The sequence below is a fragment of the Dyadobacter chenwenxiniae genome, from assembly GCF_022869785.1.
Classification (GTDB): domain Bacteria; phylum Bacteroidota; class Bacteroidia; order Cytophagales; family Spirosomataceae; genus Dyadobacter; species Dyadobacter chenwenxiniae.
The window spans coordinates 6,407,090-6,430,346 of record NZ_CP094997.1 but is presented as its reverse complement, the minus strand read 5'-3'; the positions used below and the strand labels follow the sequence as shown (position 1 = coordinate 6,430,346).

At 44.8% G+C, this 23,257-nt stretch carries 14 protein-coding genes and 1 pseudogene; 4 read left to right on the top strand and 11 right to left on the bottom strand.

What is annotated here, in order from left to right:
• Positions 1 to 2 precede the first annotated feature (2 nt).
• The 6 genes and pseudogenes from MUK70_RS27555 to MUK70_RS27530 all read right to left on the bottom strand — a co-directional run bounded on the left by MUK70_RS27555 (position 3) and on the right by MUK70_RS27530 (position 8,598).
• Entirely contained in the window at positions 3 to 1,034 is a 1,032-nt protein-coding gene (locus MUK70_RS27555; protein WP_244784558.1) for an FG-GAP repeat domain-containing protein, read from the bottom strand.
• Positions 934 to 1,341, bottom strand: coding sequence for an FG-GAP repeat domain-containing protein (locus MUK70_RS27550; protein WP_445438797.1), 408 nt, complete (start codon positions 1,339 to 1,341; stop codon positions 934 to 936). Before MUK70_RS27550 ends, MUK70_RS27555 begins: the two co-directional genes overlap by 101 nt.
• A gap of 237 nt (positions 1,342 to 1,578) precedes the next feature.
• A pseudogene (locus MUK70_RS27545) lies at positions 1,579 to 3,346 on the bottom strand (CRTAC1 family protein); the annotation flags it as partial.
• A gap of 15 nt (positions 3,347 to 3,361) precedes the next feature.
• A complete protein-coding gene (locus tag MUK70_RS27540) occupies positions 3,362 to 3,940 on the bottom strand; it encodes a hypothetical protein (protein ID WP_234656964.1) in 579 nt (192 codons plus the stop codon).
• A gap of 87 nt (positions 3,941 to 4,027) precedes the next feature.
• Positions 4,028 to 5,518 (bottom strand): RagB/SusD family nutrient uptake outer membrane protein, encoded by a 1,491-nt coding sequence (locus MUK70_RS27535; protein WP_234604191.1) that lies wholly within the window; start codon positions 5,516 to 5,518, stop codon positions 4,028 to 4,030.
• 17 nt (positions 5,519 to 5,535) lie between these two features.
• Positions 5,536 to 8,598, bottom strand: a complete 3,063-nt coding sequence (locus MUK70_RS27530; RefSeq protein WP_234656962.1) for a SusC/RagA family TonB-linked outer membrane protein — start codon at positions 8,596 to 8,598, stop codon at positions 5,536 to 5,538.
• A gap of 497 nt (positions 8,599 to 9,095) precedes the next feature.
• Here MUK70_RS27530 and MUK70_RS27525 point away from each other — a divergent pair, with 497 nt between their 5' ends.
• Together MUK70_RS27525 and MUK70_RS27520 are read left to right on the top strand one after the other, a co-directional pair.
• Positions 9,096 to 11,993 carry an FAD-binding and (Fe-S)-binding domain-containing protein gene (locus tag MUK70_RS27525; RefSeq protein WP_374759728.1) on the top strand — a complete coding sequence of 966 codons (2,898 nt, stop codon included), beginning with the start codon at positions 9,096 to 9,098 and terminating at the stop codon, positions 11,991 to 11,993.
• Between the two features lie 175 nt (positions 11,994 to 12,168).
• Entirely contained in the window at positions 12,169 to 13,290 is a 1,122-nt protein-coding gene (locus MUK70_RS27520) for an ATP-binding protein (RefSeq protein ID WP_234656959.1), read from the top strand.
• 2 nt (positions 13,291 to 13,292) lie between these two features.
• Here MUK70_RS27520 and MUK70_RS27515 read toward each other — a convergent pair whose 3' ends face one another.
• The 5 genes from MUK70_RS27515 to MUK70_RS27495 form a co-directional block, all read right to left on the bottom strand.
• The gene (locus tag MUK70_RS27515; RefSeq protein WP_234656958.1) at positions 13,293 to 16,085 is read right to left on the bottom strand and encodes a DUF5686 and carboxypeptidase regulatory-like domain-containing protein; all 2,793 of its coding nucleotides are present in this window, start codon (positions 16,083 to 16,085) and stop codon (positions 13,293 to 13,295) included.
• A gap of 104 nt (positions 16,086 to 16,189) precedes the next feature.
• Positions 16,190 to 18,103 carry an AAA domain-containing protein gene (locus MUK70_RS27510; RefSeq protein ID WP_234656957.1) on the bottom strand — a complete coding sequence of 638 codons (1,914 nt, stop codon included), beginning with the start codon at positions 18,101 to 18,103 and terminating at the stop codon, positions 16,190 to 16,192.
• Between the two features lie 27 nt (positions 18,104 to 18,130).
• Positions 18,131 to 19,360, bottom strand: coding sequence for a multidrug effflux MFS transporter (locus MUK70_RS27505; protein ID WP_234656956.1), 1,230 nt, complete (start codon positions 19,358 to 19,360; stop codon positions 18,131 to 18,133).
• 144 nt (positions 19,361 to 19,504) lie between these two features.
• A complete protein-coding gene (locus tag MUK70_RS27500) occupies positions 19,505 to 19,699 on the bottom strand; it encodes a hypothetical protein (RefSeq protein WP_234604200.1) in 195 nt (64 codons plus the stop codon).
• Between the two features lie 28 nt (positions 19,700 to 19,727).
• Entirely contained in the window at positions 19,728 to 19,940 is a 213-nt protein-coding gene (locus MUK70_RS27495) for a hypothetical protein (protein WP_234656955.1), read from the bottom strand.
• A gap of 380 nt (positions 19,941 to 20,320) precedes the next feature.
• On the opposite strand from MUK70_RS27495, the gene MUK70_RS27490 reads away from it, so the two are divergent.
• Positions 20,321 to 22,486, top strand: a complete 2,166-nt coding sequence (locus MUK70_RS27490; RefSeq protein ID WP_234656954.1) for a TonB-dependent receptor — start codon at positions 20,321 to 20,323, stop codon at positions 22,484 to 22,486.
• A gap of 85 nt (positions 22,487 to 22,571) precedes the next feature.
• Positions 22,572 to 23,231 carry a hypothetical protein gene (locus MUK70_RS27485; protein WP_234656953.1) on the top strand — a complete coding sequence of 220 codons (660 nt, stop codon included), beginning with the start codon at positions 22,572 to 22,574 and terminating at the stop codon, positions 23,229 to 23,231.
• Positions 23,232 to 23,257 lie beyond the last annotated feature (26 nt).

Sequence of the window (23,257 nt, the reverse complement as noted above, 5' to 3'; positions counted from 1 at the left end):
GATTACAAATTAGCCGCTCGCGGCTTATTAAGCTTGAAAAGAACGGGCTTCGCATTGCTTACGAGATTGATCAGGTAAGGCGCGCCCTGAATGTTGATTGGGCTGATCTGCTTCACTTCGCCGTCGATGGCGTAGCCACTCTGCGTGCTTAATAACAAATCGAACTGCATGTTTCCCTTGTTAATCAGCACATTACCACGGCAAGCGTCCAGTGCGCCGAGCTGTGGAATGAAATGCGTGTAATTGCCGCCGACTATAAGATCCGGCTTGCCATCGGCATTTACATCAGCGCTTTCGATGGCATTCAAACAAGATATTTGCGCCATATGCGGCAATGCTTGGATCGCAAAACGGCCTTTCCCATCATTTACCGCCACCGCAGATTTGAGATAATTGACTGATTTTTCAACAGCCGATTTCATCAAATCTTTGGGAAATAGATCCTGAACGGATTTGTTCGCATATTCGGAATGTTTCAAACTTTCTTTCTTCAAGAATGGAAACTGCGTTGTCAACTCTCGTTTCAACAAAATCGGCATATCACGCTCGTCAACCGTCTTGGTCATTACTTTTTCGATGGTCCCGTTTTTGTTAAAATCATTAATCCAGATTTTGAGCGGCGCATTAGCCGATGCTTTCAGTGAAAAATTCTCGCCTATGTTGCCAAAAATAATGTCCTGATCGCCATCGCCGTCCATATCCGCCACTTTCAGGCATCCCCAGAAACCTGCATAAGGTTCGAGGCCGGAGGCCATTCGCACGAATTTACCTCCGTTGTATTTCAAAATCACCGGCGCCATCCAGTCGCCTGCAATGATCAACTCCTTCGTTTTGTCGCCATCCACATCCGCCCAGGAAGCGTCGCGAACCATGCCTAACTTGGCCAGCTCCGGAGCAATAGTCTTTCCTACTTCTTTGAAAACGCCCTTTCCATCATTCTGATATAGATAACTCCTCGGGCTGGATCCATATTCGCGCGGCACGCTGCGGCTTCCGACGAAAAAGATCCATGTCGCCATCATTGTCATAGTCATGCACAACGATCACAGCTGTGTTCATGGAATTGGGTGGTAATGCACGCGTATTGATTGCAAAATTGCCCTTTCCATCATTTAAATAGAGCCTTGTAGGCAAATCCGGGCTGGTGACAAGCGTTTCATTTCCTCCGCTTCCAACCACGAGGTCAAGGTCACCGTCGCCATCGGCGTCAAAGAACGTTGCCGCAGTGTCCTCGAAGCCTGCGAGATCTGTGAAAACTTTTTGCGTTAATTTTACAAATGAGCTGCCTTTCTGCAAATACAAGTTGTCCGCCCTGCCCTTTCGCGCCGCACATATACACATCCGCATTGCCGTCGCCATCCACATCCCCGATCGCGGCCTTCGGGCCTTCCTGTGAGAGCAACATCGGAATGTTTCTTTCGTGGTAAAAGTCTTCGTATTTGTCTTCCTGATGTGCATCAAATCCGTTGTTCGCAACTTCCGTCAGCAACATTGTTTTTTGCTGAACTGGATTACTGAAAACTGCGCCGACATCGCTAATCTTGAAATTCAATGTCGTATCCGCCACAATTTTCGGATGACTTGTTACTTTTCTATTTGGCCAAATAATGCGAATGGAGTCAATGGAAGCAATTTTCCCTAAGCCGATCGTCACCGGATATTCTGTGCTGGACTGAAATCCACGTGCAGGATTTACTTGTTTGCTGAAAACCTGCTTACCCGCAAAAACCTCGATTTTTGAACCAATCGCATAGGTATTTTTGCCCTCCCCCGTCAGTTTCAGCTTGATATAATGGTTTTTTTCAGGCTTGGCTTCGCTTTTATTTTTATAAACAAAACAGTTTTGGTTCACATTATTTACAACCAAATCCAAGTCCCCATCATTATCGAGATCCGCATAGGCCGCTCCATTGGAAAATGACTTTGTGCCTAACCCAAATTCATCGGCACGCTCCTTAAATTGCAAATCACCCTCATTATGAAAAAAATTGTTTGGAACCGGATTTGAAGGCATTTTATCAATAATGTTCTGCATGTTCTCCTTCTCGCCGGACATCACCATTTTCTGGGTAACCTCGTTGGCGAAAAAGTCGATAAAATCCTGATCCAGAATGTCGTGGTAAATGCCGTTGCAAACGTAAATGTCCGTTTTGGAATCATTATCAGCATCAAACATCAATGCACCCCAGCTCCAATCACTCGCCGCAACGCCCGAGTAATTCGCAATCTCACTGAAAGTCCCGTCCTGATTGTTGAATTGCAGGCTGTTCTGCATGTATTGGTTGTGAAAACCCTTTTCTTTTTTGAGGTTAAAGAGATAATGGTTTTCAAATGATGTGGTTGTTTTGTAGCGATACTCATCGCGCGGCAGCATATCTGTAACAAACAACTCGGGATAACCATCGTTGTTAATGTCTGCCATATCTGCGCCCATGGAAGCCAGGCTTGTGTGTTTTACGCGTTTTTCAAGCTCTTCTGAGAATGTGCCGTCCTTTTGATTGATATACAAATAATCCTTTTCGTAAAAGTCATTACAGATGTAAATGTCGGGATACTGGTCGCCGTTAATGTCCCCCACTGTAACGCCCAGGCCAAAACCGATCAAGCTGCCATAAATGCCTGCTTCCTGGCTTACGTCCACAAATTTACCGTTGTCATTCCGCAGCAGTTTATCACCTCCGCCTTTCAAAAAATCCTTTACAGGCCAGTCTTTGGCGCGGGTGTTCCGATCGTTAGCATAATTCAATGTATTAACCGGAATGAAACTGTTATTCAGGATGTAAGCGTCCAGGTCGCCATCCAGATCATAGTCTAAAAATGCAGCGTGTGTTGTATAGCCGGAGTCATTCAGGCCATATTGTGCAGCCGATTCTGTGAATGTCTGGTCGCCGTTATTTATGTAAAGTGAGTTGCCCTGTTTGTTGACGAATTTTTGATAACCCGCATTGCAAACATAGATATCAAGCAAATTATCGCCATTAATATCCACCATCACAACGCCTGTGCTCCATTTGCTCGGCTCTGCAACGCCCGCTTTGTTGGTAATGTCTTCGAATTGAAAATTGCCTTTGTTTAAATAGAGCTTATTATCGCCCATATTGGCAGTAAAGTAGATGTCGGGCAAGCCATCATTATTGATATCCCCGATTGCCACGCCGCCGCCATTGTAGAAATTGCGATAATTGAAAATGTTAATATCCTCCTTGTCTTCCACTTTATTGACAAAATCAATGCCTGTCACGGAGGCATCCATTTCCTCAAACAAGCCGTCTGATTTCTTGGAATCTTTGCAAGAAGAAATAGAGAACAGGAAGGTAAAAATCGCCGCCGTATGAAGGAAGCGCATGTAATTTGTTGTCATTTAATTGGATATGGAGGAGCTGAAAGCTTCTTTTTCGGTAATGTTGCCCAAACTAACAGACGGCTTTTTATAAACGATCAAGCCCTCGGCGGGAATATATTTGTCGGGCTGTTGGAAGTCGCTGTATTTGCCAACTTTTCCCTTAAACCGGAACACCATTTTATCTTTTGTAAATGTTGTGGCAGTAATCTCGCCCTCAGCCAACATGTAACCCTCCCCAATCATCTTCTCCTTATCAACGATCTTACCCATTTTAATGCTGGTTTCAATCGGTCCCTCCGATCCGATCGCTTTTTTGATCGGCTTGGCGGCATACCATTTTTCTCCGCCCAGATTAATAATTGTTTTACCTTCAAATTGATCCGTTAATGTAAGGCTCATCAGATTGTCTGAGATCAGCACCTGACCGGAGAAGATACTTTCTTGGGGGTAAAAATTATTTCCGCCAATTGAGATCACAATCTTAGCCTGATTTTCTTTTAAAGATTCAAAAAGCTGATCTGCCACCCGATCCGAAGATTCTTTTGAACTACAACTAAAAACAAGAAATGTAAAAACCAAAAGCAACCAACGGGTCATTATAAAACGGATTATTTAATACACCTATAAAAAAACAAAAATGCCCGAAATGATCGAGCATTTTTGTCAAAAAAATATGATTTAATCTTAATAGCCTGGATTTTGTTCCAGGTTTGCATTCGAAACCAAAGCAGCAGATGGAATTGGATAAAGAACAGTGTATGCTTCTTTAACCGATGTTCCTGCGCCGGTTGTAAACTTACCAAAACGGATTTCAGTAGTTCTTTTTCCACCTTCCCAATACAATTCGCGACCAATCTCGTCAAACAAATTAGCATCAGTTAATGAAGCCAATGCCGAAGCACCACGCATTGTTCTTAATGCGTTGATTTGAGTCAAAGCACCTGCTGCATTGCCACTTCTCAATAATGCTTCTGCTTTCATCAAATATGCTTCTGCATAACGCATTAGCAAGTATTTTCCAGCATTTGCAGGGTGATATTTAATTACCCGGATCCCTTTATCTGTTGCTGCACCTGCCAGTGGAACGTCTTTTGTGAATTGCAATGGCTTCTGCGTACGAGTATCAATAATGACTTTACCTTTTTCGTCGTATTGTTGACCGATCAAGAAACCGTAGCTGATACCAGAGAACTGCGTTCCGTCTTTCTTAGCAGGCTTTCCGATACGCGTATCTTTTGCTTCGAATGTGTCATAAAAGTCAGCCAATGTTGCAAAACCGTTCCATCCTGATGGATTTTGTCCGTAGTGCAAAGTCATCATCCAGCGGTTCTGAGCGGTTCCTTCCTGAACGTTGAAAATCGGTTCAGTTTTTGCCGCAGAAGAGAATGCAGAGAAATAATCTTTTTCCAAAGAATAGCCATCAGCAGTAACTGCATCCACGTAGGTTACAACTTTGGCCATGTCCGCCTTATCAAATGTATAAGGACCTTCCGGTGTTGCGCCTTTGTAAATGGCTTTGTTCAGATAAAGTTTAGCCAAAAGGAAATTTGCAGCTGCTTTTGAAGCCGTTCCATTATTAACAGACGGGCCTTTTTTAGGCAGGTTAGGAAGTGCTTCTTCCAAATCTTTAACGATATAGTCGAATGCTTCGGAGCGTGACAATACCTTCGGAAGGTCGTTCACTCCTTGCGTCACTTCACGAACCGGAACAGAACCCCAGTAATCCATAACCCAATGCATATTATATGCTCTCAGGAATTGCGCCTGCGCTTTTTGAACAGCCGTAGGATTGGATGCAATGATTTCGGTTGCTTTGTAAGCTCTCTGGTTCAAGTTATTCCACGCGCTCAATATGTAAGAGTGGGACGCATCCCAGGTATGCTGGTCTAATGTACGCCAAACCCCGTTATCGCCCCAGTCAACACCACGTGTTGGCGGGATCATTTCAGCAGTTGTATGCTGGCCAAGCGCATAGATTCCCGCTTGATCAGAATATGTAGAAAGGTCTTTGTAAGCAGAAGCAAGTGCCTCTGGAACATTAACCGGTGCGAAATTGCCTTCTACAACTTTATTTACAACGGAATCTTTTTCTTCATTGACAAGGTCAGTGCATGCCGACAATGTTGCCATGCAAACCCCTGTGACAAGTAATTTATATATCTGGTTGGTTTTCATTGTTTAATGAATTTGAATTAAAATGAAACATTAACACCCACTGTCCACGTTCTTGCTCTTGGATAAGCAGTGTAGTCAATTCCGAAAGAAGGAATGTCATTCAACGACTTATTGGTGCTTACCTCTGGATCTTGTCCACTATACTTTGTAAAAGTTAATAAATTCTGACCTGTAACGAAGATTCTTGCATTGCTCAGCACTTTGTTTGCTTTCATTGGAACGCGATATCCCAAAGAAAGATTTTGCAAGCGAACGAAATTACCTTTTTCAAGGAAGCGAGTTGAAACGTCCGGTGCGTTTAATGCGCCTTCCCCATTGCCAATCACATCTTTTGTCACGTTACGACCATTTGCAAATGAACCTTGTGTAAAGAATGCATTTGCAGTGTTTGAATACAGGTAGTGACCGAATACACCATTAAAGAACAAGCTCATATCAAACGGTCCAAAAGCTAAATTGTTGGTTAAACCAGCATTAACTTTTGGAAGCGGGCTTTTTCCACCTAGGAATGTCTGGAAGTCACCTGCTGGGTAAAGCGAGTTTCCGTTGTCATCAAATCCACCAAATTCGCGAAGGAAGTAAGCAAATAATGGTTGACCTTCTGCCAGACGTTGTGCAAATGCACCGGATAAGCCTTGTCCATTGATTTCACCTGTATCATATGTTCCGATCAGGTTTTTAACAAGGTTTTTGTTGTAGGATGCATTGAAGACCATTTCCCATGAGAATTTCTTGCCGTCAACAATTACACCTGTTAAAGCCAATTCAATACCGCGGTTTTGAATGTCTGTGTCAAGATTGCGATAAACAAATGGGTTTGGTGCAGGTTGAGCAGCAACCACTTTGAAAAGAAGGTCTTTTGTGCTCTTGTTATATAAATCAACTGTACCACTCAATCTTCCTTTAAGAATCGAAAAGTCAATTCCTAAGTTAACCGCAGCCGTAGATTCCCATCTCAAATCCGGGTTATTGAAAGCCACCGCATTCAAACCACCACCTGTTATGCCATCACCGCCTTGGTTGATTGAATAGCCATCGTAGCGATCACGTCTGTCATATACGTTGTGAGGGATCGCCTGGTTACCCGTCACACCATAACCAATACGAAGCGAAAGGTCCGTGAATACAGTTTTGGGGATAAAATCTTCCTCAACTAGTTTCCATTTAAATGCTCCTGATGGGAAGTAACCATATTTGTTGTTTCCACCAAATTTAGAAGAACCATCCACACGCAATGTACCTGTAAACAAGTATTTGCTTCCAAATCCAAGGTTCAAACGACCAAAATAAGATTGCAGCTCATCTTTGGTATAACTTGAATTCTGAATAACCGAACCTACGCTTGACAATGCTGTAGCATCCTTAATGCCAACAGTTCCGGCAATACCCAGGTTGTTAATCATCAAATCAAGGTTACTGGTACGGAAATTGGCAGCAGCTACGTTTTTGCTTCCGCTTTCAAAGCTCTGATAAGAATAACCTAAAAGTGCATTCAATGTAACACTTCCGATCTCCTTGTCATAAGTGAAGTAATTTTCCATCAACTGGTTGTTACTTTCAACGTCACGGATGTAAACGCGACCGATTTTCTCGATACCCGCCACAACCAGATCTCTTGAATAAGCCTGCTTTCTGGTAGACATGGATTTATCAAAACCAAGCACAGTTTTGAATTTCAAGCCGCTGAAAATTTCAAGTTCCGCGTTGATATTACCCAAGGCACGAAGCGTGTTGCTGTTATCTTTTGATAGCTTCACGAATGCAAGCGGGTTAGGCTCAGTTGTTGTGGATTGGTTCAATGTGTCGCCTCTGTAAGCTGCACGGGTTGGATTTGCTTTCAGAATGCTACCCATCAAATCACCTTCAAAACCAATGTTCTCAGAAATGGGAACACCTGTATCTTGTGTATTTGCAAAGTTCAGGTTACTTCCGATGGTCAATTTATCGCCGATAAATTTCTTCGTTCCGCTGAAACCAACGCTGTAACGTTTTACATTAGATGTTTCCACGATACCATCCTGATTCATATAACCAAGCGAGAAACGATAGTTACCTGACGCGTCACCGCCACCATAAGAAAGGTTGTGCTGATGCGTCAATGCTGTTTTGAAAAGCAGGTCCTGCCAGTCTGTATTTGAACCCTGATCCTGTCCGCCCGCTGCTTTGTAACCCGCTGCGTCCAACAGATCGTATTTTTTAGTGATGTTACTGATACCCAATGAATATCCGTAATCAAGTGCACCTTTTCCTTTGCCTCTTTTTGTTGTAATCAAAACAACACCGTTCGCACCGCGTGAACCGTAGATCGCTGTTGCAGACGCATCTTTAAGAATGTCCATGCTGGCGATATCGTCCGGGTTCAGAAAGTTAAGCGGGTTTTTCGCTGGCTGACGCCCAACACCCTGGTTATCACCACCTGATGACGTGTTATCACCACTCAAAGGCACACCGTCGATTACAAATAAGGGGTTGTTACCACCCAAAACCGACGATGTTCCCCGGATACGCACGTTAATACCACCGCCCGGCTCACCGCTGGACTGGGTAATTTGCACACCCGCAACGCGTCCTTGCATCAGTTGCTCAGGGGACGTTACGATCCCTTTCTGGAAATCCTTTGATCCCAAAGCGGAAACCGCACCGGTTGCATCTTTTTTCTTAACCGTTCCGTAACCTACGACAACGACCTCTTCCAAAGCTTTAACATCTTCGGCAAGTGTAACATTAAGTGTTGATTTGTTGCCAACCGCCACATCCTGCGTCTCATATCCGATGGCACTGAAAGTCAATGTAGAGTTGCCTGGAACGCTGATCTGATAATTTCCTTCTACGTCTGTATTCGTTCCTTTTGTACTGCCTTTAATTGTAATCGTAACTCCCGGAATCCCACCGGTTTTAGCGTCTGTAACCTTACCGGATACATTCACATCCTGTGCCAGAGCATTTGTAGTGAAGCCAATCAGGATCATTAGGATGGCGAATAGCCCTGTGCCTTTTCCTGCAAATCTTTCTCTCGTCGCAATGTTTTTTGCATTGCTTGAATCATGTCGACGAAACACATGAAAGGATAAATTCATCATAGGTTAGTTAATTAATTAGGTAAATCTGATCACCGTTTTGTGTATCATCTTAACATTCTCAGGTCGCTTCACTCAAAAATGCCTTAGTACACTCGTTTTGGCCTTTTTTATGAATTTTACTGCGAAAAAGTTAAAGTTATTCAATGACGGTCATACAAAATAATATAAAAAAGCCGGATAATACAATATCGTTTTTTCGAAATTTGCTTAAAAAAATCAATTTTTAAGCAAGAAAGTTACATTATCCAATTATAGTACAAACGCCATATTTGAGAAGTACAAAAGCAGCGATAATCGGTGACATTTTAATTAAAGTTTAATTTTTCCCGCAACGAGCTCTGAAAATATTTTGCTGGAAATCCTTAATCGTTGTTCGTAACTTTGATGCTAGTATTTTCCGCTTATCCGACACCATGACTGCGCCGCTTTCCGTAACTAACAGTGATTTAAGTCTTCTTGCCAAGCAACTTAAGGGAGAACTGCATTTCGATAATACGATGCGAACCCTGTATGCAACTGACGCTTCCGCATACCGTGAAATGCCACTCGCGGTTGCCATTCCCAAGTCGGAGGCCGACATCAAAAAGTTGATCGCATATGCGACGGAGAAGCACATTTCGCTTATTCCAAGAACGGCCGGAACGTCCCTGGCCGGGCAGGTTGTAGGCAATGGCATTGTGGTGGACGTTTCCCGGAATTTTACTAAAATCCTGGAAATAAATGAGGCCGAAAAATGGGTTCGCGTGCAACCTGGCGTAGTGCGCGACGAGCTTAACATGGCACTGAAACCTTACGGACTTTATTTCGGGCCGGAGACTTCAACCGCCAACCGCGCCATGATCGGCGGGATGGTTGGAAATAATTCCTGCGGCTCTAATTCCATCGTTTACGGCAGCGCCCGGGAGCATACTTTAGAGGTAAAAGCCATTCTGGCCGACGGCTCGAATGCGGAATTTAAAAACATTAAAGGAAGCGATTTCGAAAATATGCTGTTCAATGCACAGCAGAAAAACGGAAGTGCGACGCTTTTGGATAAGATTTATCTCAAAACAAATGAAATACTTCAGTCTGCTGAAAATCAGGCGGAAATAAGAAAGAACTTTCCAAAGCCAAGCATTGGCAGAAGGAACACCGGTTATGCACTGGATATGTTGCTCCACACAGAGCCTTATGCCGATAAAACCAGCCAGAATGAACCTGCACAGCCATTTAATATGTGCAGCCTGATCGCAGGATCTGAAGGGACACTGTGTTTTTTGACAGAAATAAAATTAAACCTGGTTCCGTTGCCGCCGAAAACGCAAGGACTCGTTTGTGTGCATTGCGACACCATCGATGAAGCATTAAGGGCTACGATATTAACATTAAAATACAAGCCGCACGCCGTTGAGCTCATTGACGATTACGTGCTTGAATGTGCCGCTACGAATGCAGAACAAAAGAAAAATGCATTTTTTGTAAAGAATAAGCCCGACGGGAAATATCCGGCGATTCTGGTTGTGGATCTTTCAAGGGAAACAAAAGAAGAAGTCGAAACGCTCTCGGCTGAAATGGTCAGTGAATTGCAGGAAGCAGGCATAGGCTTCCATTATCCGCTGCTTTTTGGAGACGACACCAAGAAAATCTGGACATTAAGAAAAGCTGGTCTGGGCTTGTTGGGCAACATTCCCGGCGATGAAAAAGCCGTTGCCGTGATCGAGGACACGGCAGTTGATGTTTACGACCAACCGGATTACATCCGCGATTTCAATGTTATTTTAAAAAAACACGGCATGTCGGCCGTACATTATGCCCATGCCGGCACCGGTGAAATTCACCTTCGCCCCATCATTAACCTGAAAACCAGCGAAGGACATAGGCAATTCAGAATGATTGCTGAGGAAATCGCTGATCTGGTAAAAAAATATGACGGCTCACTTTCAGGAGAGCATGGCGACGGGCGGTTAAGAGGTGAATTTATCCCGAAAATGGTTGGTGAGCATAATTATCAGCTTTTTAAGGAAATTAAAAAGGCCTGGGACCCGAACAACATTTTCAATCCCGGGAAAATCGTCGATACGGCGCCCATGGACACTTTTCTGCGCTATGAAGCTGATCAGCAGACGCCGGAATTTAAAACTTATTTCCGTTTTCATGACCAGGATATTTTGCAGCACGCCGAGCAATGCAACGGCTCCGGCGACTGCCGCAAAACGCAGATGAGCGGCGGCACAATGTGCCCGAGTTTCATGGCGACGCGCAATGAAAAGGACACAACCCGCGCCCGCGCCAACATTCTCAGGGAAATGCTAACGCGTTCGCCTAAGGAGAATAAATTTGATAATAAGGAGATTAAGGAAGTTTATGATCTCTGCCTGGCTTGCAAGGGCTGCAAAGGCGAATGCCCTTCCAATGTGGATGTGGCCAAACTGAAAATGGAATTTTTGCAGCAATATCACGACGCTAACGGCATTCCGCTTCGTTCATGGCTTGTTGGGAATTTTTCAAAAATGACCGGCATCGCGAGCTATGTTCCCTGGGCATATAATCTGGTCTTCAAAAACGCACCGTTGCGCAAAATCGCTAATCGCATTGTCGGCTTTCATCCTGAGAGAACGATGCCGCTGCTGCATAACACAACGTTGAAAAAGTGGTACGAGCAACGCAAAACAAGCAAATCAACTGGTCGAAAGGTTTATCTTTTCTGCGATGAGTTTACAAATTACAATGATGTTGAGATTGGGAAAAAATCCATTTTAGCATTGGAAAAGCTTGGTTATGAAGTAATTATTCCAAACCATGCTCCTTCGGGTAGGCCGCAACTCTCGAAAGGACTTTTGAAGGACGCGAAAAAGATAGCCGAAGAGAACATTAACCTGCTCAAAGACCTGATTTCGTACGACACGCCGCTGATAGGCATCGAACCATCGGCAATCCTGACATTCCGTGACGAATATCCTGATCTCGTGAGTGATGCGCTTGTGGAAGAAGCCAAAAAACTGGCGCAGAACGCATTGCAGTTTGACGAATTTATTTCCCGGGAAATTGAGTTGAAACACATTTCGAAGGATCAGTTTACCAAGGAGAAGCGATTGATCAAATTACACGGACATTGCCAGCAGAAGGCTGTTTCCAGTGTTATACCAACGAAAAAAATGCTTTCGCTTCCCGAAAACTACACTGTGCAGCTGATTCCTTCGGGCTGCTGCGGCATGGCAGGGTCATTTGGTTATGAAAAAGAGCATTATGACATTTCTATGCAAATCGGGGAGCTGGTTCTATTCCCGGCAGTTCGGCAACAGCCTGAGGAAGTGATCATTGCCGCCCCCGGAACCAGTTGCCGCCACCAGATCCACGACGGAACCGGCAGACATGCAATGCATCCCGCCGAAATTTTGTGGGAAGCATTGGTTTAAGAGTTGATCATTAGCTCATTGTAAATCTCCAGCCATTGGCTGGAGAAGTTGGATGAGACAAGCCTATTACCACTCAGTCTCTATTCAAACAGTTAAAAGTCGACTTTTTGGGAATAGATTCCTAAAAAAACACCACTTTTTAGGAATCTATTCCCAAAAAGTGGTATGTTTGGTTATGATTAAGCGTAATCTCGAAGACATAATCAGGTCAAAACTCTATGATGGAAAAGCCATTATTCTGCTGGGCGCGCGCCAGGTTGGAAAAACGACGTTATTGAACAAGCTTTTTTCAAACAAAGCAGATACGCTTTGGCTCAATGGCGACGAAACTGATGTGCAAGCGCTTTTTGAAAATGCCACGTCTTCCCGTTTGAAAAACATATTTGGTGACAGAAACAACATTGTCATTGACGAGGCGCAAAGAATTTCCGACATTGGTTTGCGCTTGAAACTGATAACGGATAATATCAAAGGCGTTCAATTGGTCGCAACCGGCAGTTCTGCTTTTGAACTGGCGAATAAAGTAAATGAGCCATTAACTGGCCGGAAATGGGAATACAAAATGTTCCCTATCTCATTCGGAGAAATGGTAAATCACCATGGACTTCTGGAAGAAAAGCGGCTTCTGTCTCAAAGACTGGTTTACGGTTATTATCCGGACATTGTGAATCACCCAGGATCCGAGAAGGAGACATTAAAGCAGCTTACCGACAGTTATTTATACAAAGATATCTTGATGTGGGAAAACATCCAGAAGCCCGAAAAATTAATGCGGCTCTTGCAAGCATTGGCATTTCAAGTCGGATCGCAGGTTTCTTTTAATGAGCTGGGTCAAATTTGTGGTTTGGACAACAAAACAGTTGAGAAATATATCAACTTATTGGAACAAGTGTTCGTGATTTTTAGGCTTGGCACCTTCAATCGCAATCTTCGCAATGAGCTTAAAAATAGTCGCAAGATTTACTTCTACGACAATGGCATTCGCAACGCATTAATAGCAAATTTCACCCAACCCGAACTTAGAACAGATATCGGCGCCTTGTGGGAAAATTTTATTATTTCGGAACGAATGAAATTCATTAACTATCAGGGAATCTGGGCAAATAGTTACTATTGGAGAACGAAAGAACAGACGGAAATAGATTATTTAGAAGAATCCGACGGAAAGCTGAGTGCATACGAATTCAAATGGAATCCAAATGCAAAAGCCTCATTCTCAAAGGTTTTCTCAAATGCCTATCCCAATAGTGAATTCAAAGTGATTCATAAGGACAACTTTGATGAATTCATTTTATAAGCTCAGTTTCGCCCCAAATTAAAGTTCATCGTCGTCCCAACCCGGAAAACAGTGTGTTTGTATTTGAAACCTTCAAAACTATTCACAACCTCTAAGCGGAAGGGGAAGCGAATGCCAACGTCCAGACCGTAGCCTAGCTCTGCGTAGTTGTTCGAGGTGGGCGTGGCCAGGTAATGCAGCATGAAGTTTTCTTTGATGCCCAATACGCGGAACCAGGTGATTTGGGTCAACAGGAATTTGCGGAACTCGCTGAGGACGTGGGCTTCAAAGAAATGTTTGGAAGTGCTGTAACGATAATAATCGAGCATCCGGAATGTGCTGACGGGATCGCCCATCTGGAAGAAAAAGCGATTGCCTGCGAAATGTTGGTAATCCGGAAAAGCAACGCTGTCTCCCCAAAATTGTCCCGCAGCAAGCTTATAACTCAGCTTACTTCTTACTCCGGTTTCAAATCCATGCTGAATGCTGATTTGGAAAAAATCATATTTGACATCGCTGCCGAACACATTGTTAATGCCTTTGCGGTAATTAACCGACAACTTTGGGGAATCATCGTCATAATAAGAAGTTTTCCCTTTTCGCGTCCGGTATTTTTGCCACGGCTTGTAAGCTGCCGCAAGGCCCAATGTCAAGGCCTGATGCTCCTGCATCTCAACTGAAGCAGTGCGGCTTTCGTCAGTCAACTCATCATTAAAAGGAATGTTTGAAGTAAACTCCCTTCGTTTCCAGTCGATCCAGCGATAAGGGTTGGTGTTCCCCAAATTTCGCAACGGGCTGCGGTCCGCATATTCAACGTTGACTTTTAGCTCGAAATGTTCATTTTCACGGTCCGTGCCGAAGTCGAGACTTACAAAATTCTTTTCATAGATTTTGATAAAGTTCTGCTCCAAAAACAGCGTCGTAACCGAGTTCAGCAACGGATGCATTGGGTTTTCACTATTGAATTGAGAGACCGCCTGCCCGCCTGAAACATTGATTTCATTCCGTTTCCAGCGATAACCAATCCCGCCCGTCGCCATGAGTTTCTGCCGCGCAAAGGAATAACGCGTAAGCGCATTGAGCGAGAATTCCGAATCCGCCCGGGGAGCAGAAAACCGCTTTACGCCATTGGTCCCGATTTGCAAACTGTCGGGTGTTTTCCTAGCACCATTGCCTTTATAACGCAATTTAAAACCACCACCATTTAAAACGAGTCCTTCCACCGTGTTAACCTGTGCACCCCGCAGCGGCGTTACATAATCGAGCCGCCAGGGGCTTTTCTTGCCTAATCTGAAACTGTGACCGGTGAAAATATCGCCCACGAAACCCAATCCACCACCCTTTTTATTACTTTTTGTAGTGTCGGAATTGGCCACTTTCAAACTGTCCTTTTGCTCCTCCGAGCCTTGTTTCATGACTACAATACTGTCCAATCGCGTGTAACTTTTAACTTCGGCGTTCGTCAGCGGAACAGTGCGGATGGAATCCCAAAAAGCCGTGCTGCGCATGCTGGCCATCGAATCCACCACTGTCGAATCACTTCGGGTAAAGTTAAGGTCAATGTCTTCACCCTTCTCTTCTTTGGCCTTTATGTCCTGCTTTTCGTATTCCTTCATCAGTTTGCGAAGGTTTTTGGCCGAAAATTCTTTTTGCTTGCTAACGACCTCTTCCAGCTTCTGCGACTTGATTTCCCGGCTTGTCAGCTTCACTTTTTTAGCTTCTTCTTTCTGCTTTTTATCATCCACAACCACAATATCCGGCTTGAAAGTGGGGTTAATTTTGAGGTTTGAAAACGATTGCGAGATCACAAAATCACCTTTCCCTTTCAGTCCATAAATGCCGCCCTGAACGTGGAACTGCTGGTTGACAGGCATCCAAACACCTTGAACCGCGCTATAAACCTGTTTAATGTCAATGGTAAAACCCGTGTTAACCGTCGTCAGATCAAGACTGTAAATGCTCCATTCATCTTCAATGATGTGGATCGTTCCTTTGTAAACGCCCTCACCGTAGGAGCGCGGGGTGACTTTTATTTTATTTACCTCAATGCCATTTTCACGGAAAGCACCCTGATACTCAAATTTATAGTAGGCAAAAGCACGCGGCGACAATGGAGAAACGGCCTTTACAACTTCGGGCTGATAAAAACTGGTTAGCAAGTAAGCATTGGGACTTGCAAAACCCTTGTCCTGGCTATTTCTGGCAGCAATAACCTTCTGCTTGTAAGTGTTGGGCTGCTTAAATGTCACTTCGGAAACGCTTTCATTTAGCATGGGAACGCCTTTCTTGAAATTCATTTCCCCCTCCATCTCCTTCAATTCCTTTTTATACAAAAATTCCAAAGGAAGATCTGTAATTACAATCGAAGATTTGGAATAGGCTTTGGCCACATAACTGTCCACTTGAAGTAAATGATAGCGGCTTTTGGCAATTGCACGGCGCATAATGGTGTAGGCGGGATCCTCATCGCGACTTCCTATACGTACCTCGCCGAGGTTGAGTGCCTGCTCTTCCATCGTGAGATCGAAGGTTTCCATTTTATTTTCAACGGTAAACCCTTTCTGCCCTGTTTTAAAACCTAAATATTGAAAAATGACCTCGTAGTAACCCGGTTTCAGGTCCAACTGATAGCGCCCCTCTTCGTTGGAGATCGTGCTGATGGATGTGCCTTTGACAACAATCGCAGCATACGGCAACGGTTCCCCCTTTTTGGTTTTGATAATCCCTTTAATCCCACTGGAAGAAGTGCCTTGTGTGAAGCCCTGACTGATGACCATTAGGGAGAGCAGAATGGCAGAAACGTAATGTTTAAGCATAAAAATAGCAAGAACGTTTTTGGTGATCGCTTGTAACTCCTGGTGAAGATGCTTTTAAATATAAATGAGTTGCATCTAAATGTCAAAAGCATTTTTTCACACCATCAGACGTCCGCGAACTCCCATGCGCTCTGGTAAGCATTCAGGCCCTCGGCATAGGAAATAAAATCCGAGTAAAAAGGCAAATTGGAAAGTGTGGCGCTGTCACCAATTACGACTAGTTTTTTGCGCGCCCGGGTCATAGCTACATTCATCCGGCGAATGTCCGAAAGGAAACCGATCTCGCCTTCGGGGTTGCTGCGCGTCATGCTGATGTAAACAACATCACGTTCCTGGCCCTGGAAGCTATCGATCGTATTAACCGAAATTTTGTTAACAAATGGTTGCAAAAAAACATGATGGGCCAACTGTTCTTTCAACAGGCCAATTTGCTCTTTATACGGGGAAATGACCGCAATGCTTGGAAATCCCTCTGCTTTGAAGTTTTTGGAATGTGTCAACTCGTTCACATACTGAGCCAGATGTTTGAATACAAACACAGCTTCATCCGGATTTGTAGAACTCGTCCCTTCCAGCTTTTCGTCAAAACCGCAACCTGCCGTGTCTATAAATCCCAATGGAGCGTCATTTGGAAACACCAGATGATGGGCGACAGAGGCGTTGGCTTTCAGTTTATTTTGATAGAATATTTTCGACGAATATCCCATAATCGCCTCATTCATACGATATTGCTCTTCCAGCAAAGTCACAGATTCCGGATGCAAAGAGATGCATTTTTCCAATAAGGTTGTGCTCAAACCATTTTTCGCAGCTTCACTCGATTTAATGGTCGGTGCTAACTGGAAGTGGTCGCCAGCGAACACTACTTTATCGGCTTTCAGGATTGGTATCCAGCATGCCGGTTCCAATGCCTGGCCAGCCTCATCGATGACCACAGTTTTATATTTTAAATTTCTGACCGTGTAATGGTTAGCACCGACCAATGTTGCGGTGATCACCTGTGCCTTGCTCAGGATGTCTTCAATCGCATATTGCTCCACGCTTCCTACTTCCTTCATGATCTTGTGGGCTTCATCAAAAAGTGCTTTGCGTTGATCGCGTTCGGCCTTTCCAAAATTTCTTTTGTATTTGTGAGCCAGGTTTTTATATTCGTTTGCCTGCTTTTTCAAGGCCTTAATGTCCTTCATCCGCGCGTGACCGGAAAGTTTGCTATCCAATGTGAGCGACATTAACCGCTCCGAAACGCGGACCGGATTACCAACCCGGAGCACATTAAGCCCCTCATCCGTAAGCTTTTCGCTCAATAAATCAACGGCAGTGTTGCTCGGCGCCACAACCAGGATCTGCTGATGATCTTGTTTAATCAAGGCTTTGATCGCCTGAACCAATGTGGTAGTTTTTCCTGTTCCCGGAGGCCCGTGCACAATGGCAAGGTCCGACGCTGACAGGATTTTATGAACGGCATCGTTTTGCGAGCTGTTCAATTCCGGAATTGATATTTTGGGAAGTTCCTGATTGAAAGAAGGTGATTTTTCACCCGTGAGGATTTTCACCAAACGCCCTTCTTTCTCATTTTCGTGCAATGCAGCTGCCGACTTAACTGCACCTTGCATTTCGTCATAACTATTGTCATCAAAAAGCAGATCGATACCCAACTTTCCATCGCGTGACCAATCCGGCAATTCGTCTGTTCGCAAAGTAATTTTCAGCCTGTTCCCGTTTTGATGCGTGATAATGCCTTCCAACCGGTCCCTCTTGGGTTCATGATTGGAAAACAAAACTGCCGGCATGCCAAAACGGAGCTGATGCGAAAGATCCTGGTGCGTAGTCCGCTCAACTTCAACTGCTAAATAATCGCCGCGGCTCATTTCCGAGCCGCGAATTGCAATGGGATACCAGCTTAATCCGTTCGCACGGCGTTCCGAAACGGACGACCTTTCGATCAGTCGCTGGTAAGATTGCCGGTCTTCTTCCCTTTCTGTTTTAAGTAAATCGAGGAGCTTTTTGAAATAATCCATGCACAAATAAAGTCAACAAAACCGGTTTTAATGCATGACACCGGCATCTGCGCCTTGCTGCACTTCCACTTTTTCCTTGATAAAACGCCTGCCGAAAACCAGCACCGAAAGCGCCAGCACTGAAGATCCTGCCATGGCTGCAACCATCGGAACAACGGATGGCTCTTCAAATAAGCTGATCACAATGGAAATCAATGTGCCGGCTCCCATTTGAAAGGCCCCCATCAATGCGGAAGCGCTACCCGCATTTCTCGTAAAAGGTGCCAGGGAAAGCGCGGCGGCATTTGGATAAGTGTAACCAATGCAGCAAAGAAAGAAAAACAGGAAAGCAATGGTGACCGGCAATGTCAGGAACCCGGCCAATGCTGCGGCAAGAAACGCAAAACTCACTATTACCTGACAAATCAAAGCCACATTAACAACTTGCTCACTGGTGAACTTTCTTAAAAACAACGTATTTAATTGACTCGAACCAATAAATCCGACGGAAAGAAAAGCAAATATCCAGCCGTACACTTTGCCGTCCGTATGAAAAACCTCCATAAAAACGAGCGGCGAGCCTGACACGTAAGCAAATAATCCCGAGAATGCGATGGCACCTGTCAGCGCGTAAGTGTAAAACTGCGGCTCACGAACCACTTGCAGGAAATTGATCAAAATGGGCTTTGGTTTCAGCGAAAGCGTTTTATCCGGTTTATAACTATCTGGCAACCAAAGGACTGTTGCAATTAAAATAGCGATACCCATTCCAGTCAGTATCCAAAACACCGAATGCCAGCCAAATGCGTCTGTTACATACCCGCCGACGGTAGGTGCGATCATGGGCGAAACACCCACAACCAAAAGTAACAGCGAAAAGACCTTTGCATTATCCTTCACCGGAAAAAGGTCCCTCACCATGGCAACGGATGCCACCGTGGCCGCACAGCTGCCAATCGCCTGAATAACCCTCAGCAAAATAAGGTCATTAATGCTCTGCGCCATGGCACAGCCTGCGGAGGCGATAATATAAACGACCAGGCCGATGAACAACGGTCTCTTCCGTCCGAATCTGTCGAGCAGCGGACCGTACAGCAGCTGACCCAGGGAAATCCCCACAAAAAAGCCTGATAAAGAGAGCGAAACTTTGGCCGCAGTGGTGTGCAGATCCTTGGCAATGGCTGGAAAGCCGGGCAAATACATGTCGATGGAAAACGGCCCGAGTGCCGTTAAGCTGCCCAAAATCAGGATGAGAAAGAAGTAGGTTTTTTTGGACATTAGTAAGTATTGTGGCGTAACATCAGGCCGTATAACGCGGGCGGGCATCGGCAGGTTCGGAGAAATTGTATTTATCTTACCACATGCCACAAAAAAGAGGCCCGGATTCCGGAGCCTCAGTCATTGTCCACGACAGATCTGGTCTTAGGCCGCGATCCAGTCCAACTTCTTATATACTTCACGCTCGCTTTCGCTCACGGCATATGGAACTTTGTTTTTTAGGTAAATAATGCAACCGCGTCCTTGTTTGATCGGTGCTATTTTTACTACGTCGTCTCTGTGAATAATAATGTTAATGAGCTTTTGGCCCAGCAATTGAAATGTACCTGATTGTACCATGGCTCTTTTAATGAAAAACGTTATCGCTTCAAGCAATCCCACTTAACGAATTCTCCGACTTCAAATACAGCAGGAAATAATCCTTTGAGATAGAAAAATAACCCAGGTCATTTCTTTCACTCAATTGAAGAAAATCTGCTACTTCTCTTTGCGCGTCCATTTCACTAGTAGCGCCTGTAACTGTAAGCACTGCGCCAGGCTTCAAAGTACTTATTGCATTATTACCAAGTGTAGCTATCATGTTATATTTGATTAAGAGTTAGCTCGTTTTTGAAACTGTTTGACGAGACCTAATAAATAAACATGCCAGACGAGCCGATCACCGTGCATTTACTTTCATGAATGTATTGTCTTTAAGTCTTTGCCAATGAAATATAAAAATTAAGATGCTGATTTAAAGCATTTTGAAAAAATGAAAAAAATTTATATTGAGTATAGAAAAAACGAAGACAAATGTCATTTCTCACGTCAGGTGGCTTCTGGATTTCCGCAATTTCAGTCTTCCGAAATTGAACTTCGGTCAACAATTTCCGCACTTCATATGGCTCGTCCTGAACTTCGGTAAACCTCGGTTTCACATGGTTTTCTTTCTGCCCAATTTTGGATCAAACCAAGGGCGTCATGAAAATTTTCCTTACGATTCTGTTATTCCATATTACGTATTGCGGCATCACCCAAACCTCCATTTCAGGGCGAATCACCGATCAGAAAGGACATGCACTTCCAGGTGCCAGCATTTATATTAAAGGCACTTACGACGGAACTTCCTCCGATGCAGCAGGTAATTTCAAGGTGCAGATCGATGCATCCGGCAGTCAGACATTGAATGTGCAGGCCGTGGGTTTTAAAAGCCAGGAAGTTGCTATGGATCTCAAAGGCCAGCCGTTGACCGTTGACATCATCCTGAGCGAGGCTATCAACCAGTTGAATGCGGTAACCATTTCCGCAGGGGCGATGGAAGCGGGCGATGAGAAAAAGTCCGTTGTACTGAAACCACTGGACATTGTCACAACGTCTGGCGCAATGGGCAACATTACTGCTGCACTGCTTACGCTGCCGGGCACTTCCACAGTGGGCAATGACGGGCGGTTGTTTGTACGCGGAGGCGACGCCTCGGAAACTGCTATTTTTATTGATGGCCTGCAAGTAGGAAATGCATTCGGCAGCACTACTTCCAATGTCCCTACCCGCGCCCGTTTCAGCCCGAATTTGTTCAAAGGCTCATTTTTCAGCACCGGCGGATATTCGGCAGAATACGGCCAGGCGCTGTCGTCCGCATTGGCATTGAACACGCTGGACCTGCCGCTCAGAAACCAGGGCGATGTGAGTGTAATGTCCCTGGGCGGCGGCTACACCCAAACATTAGTAAAAAACGACCACGCAATAACGGCATCGGCCAACTACTATAATCTGGCGCCTTACCAATCCTTGGTTAAGCAAAATTTTGACTGGGAAAAGGCCCCTTCCAGCTGGGATTCTGAGGTTTCGTTGCGCCAGAAATGGGGCAATGCGGGGACTGGAAAAGCGGGATTCATCAAAGCCTACTTTCACACCGAAGGGAGCAGGATGGCGATCTGGCAAAAACTTCCTGGCATTGATGGCCGAGGCGATCGCGTGAAACTAAACAATCATTATAACTACGGGAATGTTTCATTTCGGCATTCGGGAAATAAAGGCTGGCTATTTTATGGCGGCGCGGCTCTGTCTGACAACAGGGATGCCATTCAGTTTAATGCGGATGATATTAAGCAGGTTAACCGGATCTTTCATTCCAAAATCGTCGCTGTAAGGGATTTCTCGTCTCAATTTTCAATGAAAAATGGCCTGGAATACTATGCCAAGAGTTATGCAGAGACATTATTGGATCAAAATCAGACAAGGCAATTCGCTGATAATTTGTTCAATCATTTTATCGAAGCGACGTATTATTTCAGTAACCGCCTCATTATGGTGGGTGGCTTGCGGAGCGGACATAGCAGCTTGGCCAAACAAACATGGCTTACGCCCCGATTCTCGGTTGCTTACAAATTGAATAATCAAGGTCAGTTTTCGTTCGCGGCAGGGAAATTCAAACAGCTTGCGGAAGAGAAACTAAGGATATTTCAAACCGATCTGAAAAACGCAGCAGCAACACATTACATTCTCAATTATTTCATCGTCAACAACAACCGCACATTCCGCGCTGAGGCTTTTTATAAAAATTACGAAAAGCTGGTCACTTATAACGGCTTGCCAAGCGCTCCCAAAAACGTTGCTTTAAATGGCTCGGGTTATGCAAGAGGCGTAGATTTTTTCCTGCGCGACAAAAAAACGATTAAAGACACGGATTTCTGGATCACTTACAGTTTCGTTGACAGCAAGCGGAAATTTGCCGCTTATGAAACCAAAGTTCAGCCGACATTTGCCCCAAAACACAATGGCTCCGTGGTGGTGAAACATTTTGTGACCGCCATGAAATCGCTAGTGGGAACCTCCTGGTCGTGGAACAGCGGCTATACTTATAATGATCCGAATCTTCCGGGCGAAATGCAGCGCAAAACAAAGGCATACAGCGATTTGAGTTTTAGTATCAGTTACTTGCCCAAACCCAATGTAATCCTGCATGTCGCCTGCTCCAATGTTTTGGGACGACAAAATGTCTACGGTTATCAATATGCCACGCAACCGGACGAGGAAGGTTCTTATGCGGGTAAGCCAGTGGGCCAGGGCGCAAAGCGGTTCCTCTTTGCAGGGCTTTTCATCACACTTTCCAAAGACAAAAAAGCGAATCAATTAAACAATTTATAAATGCAATAGACTTCCTGAACAGACTTCCCAAGTCTTGGAGACTTGGGAAGTCTGTTCAGGAAGTCTTCGCTAACAACCAACCAACATGAAAAAGCGCGTACAACTAATCATCGCATTATTATTATTATTAACAATCCTGACAGCCTCCGCACAGGATTCGCCTTACCAGAAGGCGATGAAAAAAGAAATCGCGAAGCTTATCGAGAGCGATTCGCTTCCCGTGTTGCAGCAATCGGCCAATGCATTCGGCCGGATTGCGGAACTCAACCCAAATGAATGGCTGCCCGCTTATTATCAGGTACTTGCCTATACATTTCAGGGTTTAGATAAATCGCTTTCTCTGGACAAAAAAGACGAGCTGCTGGCGAAGGCCGACGAACTGGCGCAAAAAGCCGATGCGTTATCTAAAAACAATGCAGAAATCGTTGCTTTGCAGGGTTTTGTATTAATGGCAAAACTCAATGCGGATGCAGCAAGCCGCGGACAGAGTTTGTCGGGTCCGGTGTTGCAGACATTCGGGAAAGCGCGTGCAATGGATCCTAAAAATCCGCGAGCACTCGCCCTGACAGCCCAAATGGAGTACGGAATGGCCCAGTTTTTCGGTTCCGGGACGGAGAAAGCTTGCGGGTATGCGAAAGAAAGTGTGGCTATATTTGCCTCGCAGGACGAAGAGGCGCTGAAAACCGCTATGTTGCCGACCTGGGGGAAAAGCCTGGCCGAAAAAATGGCAAGGAGCTGCCCCTGAAGACATCAAAAAACCGCTCTGACATG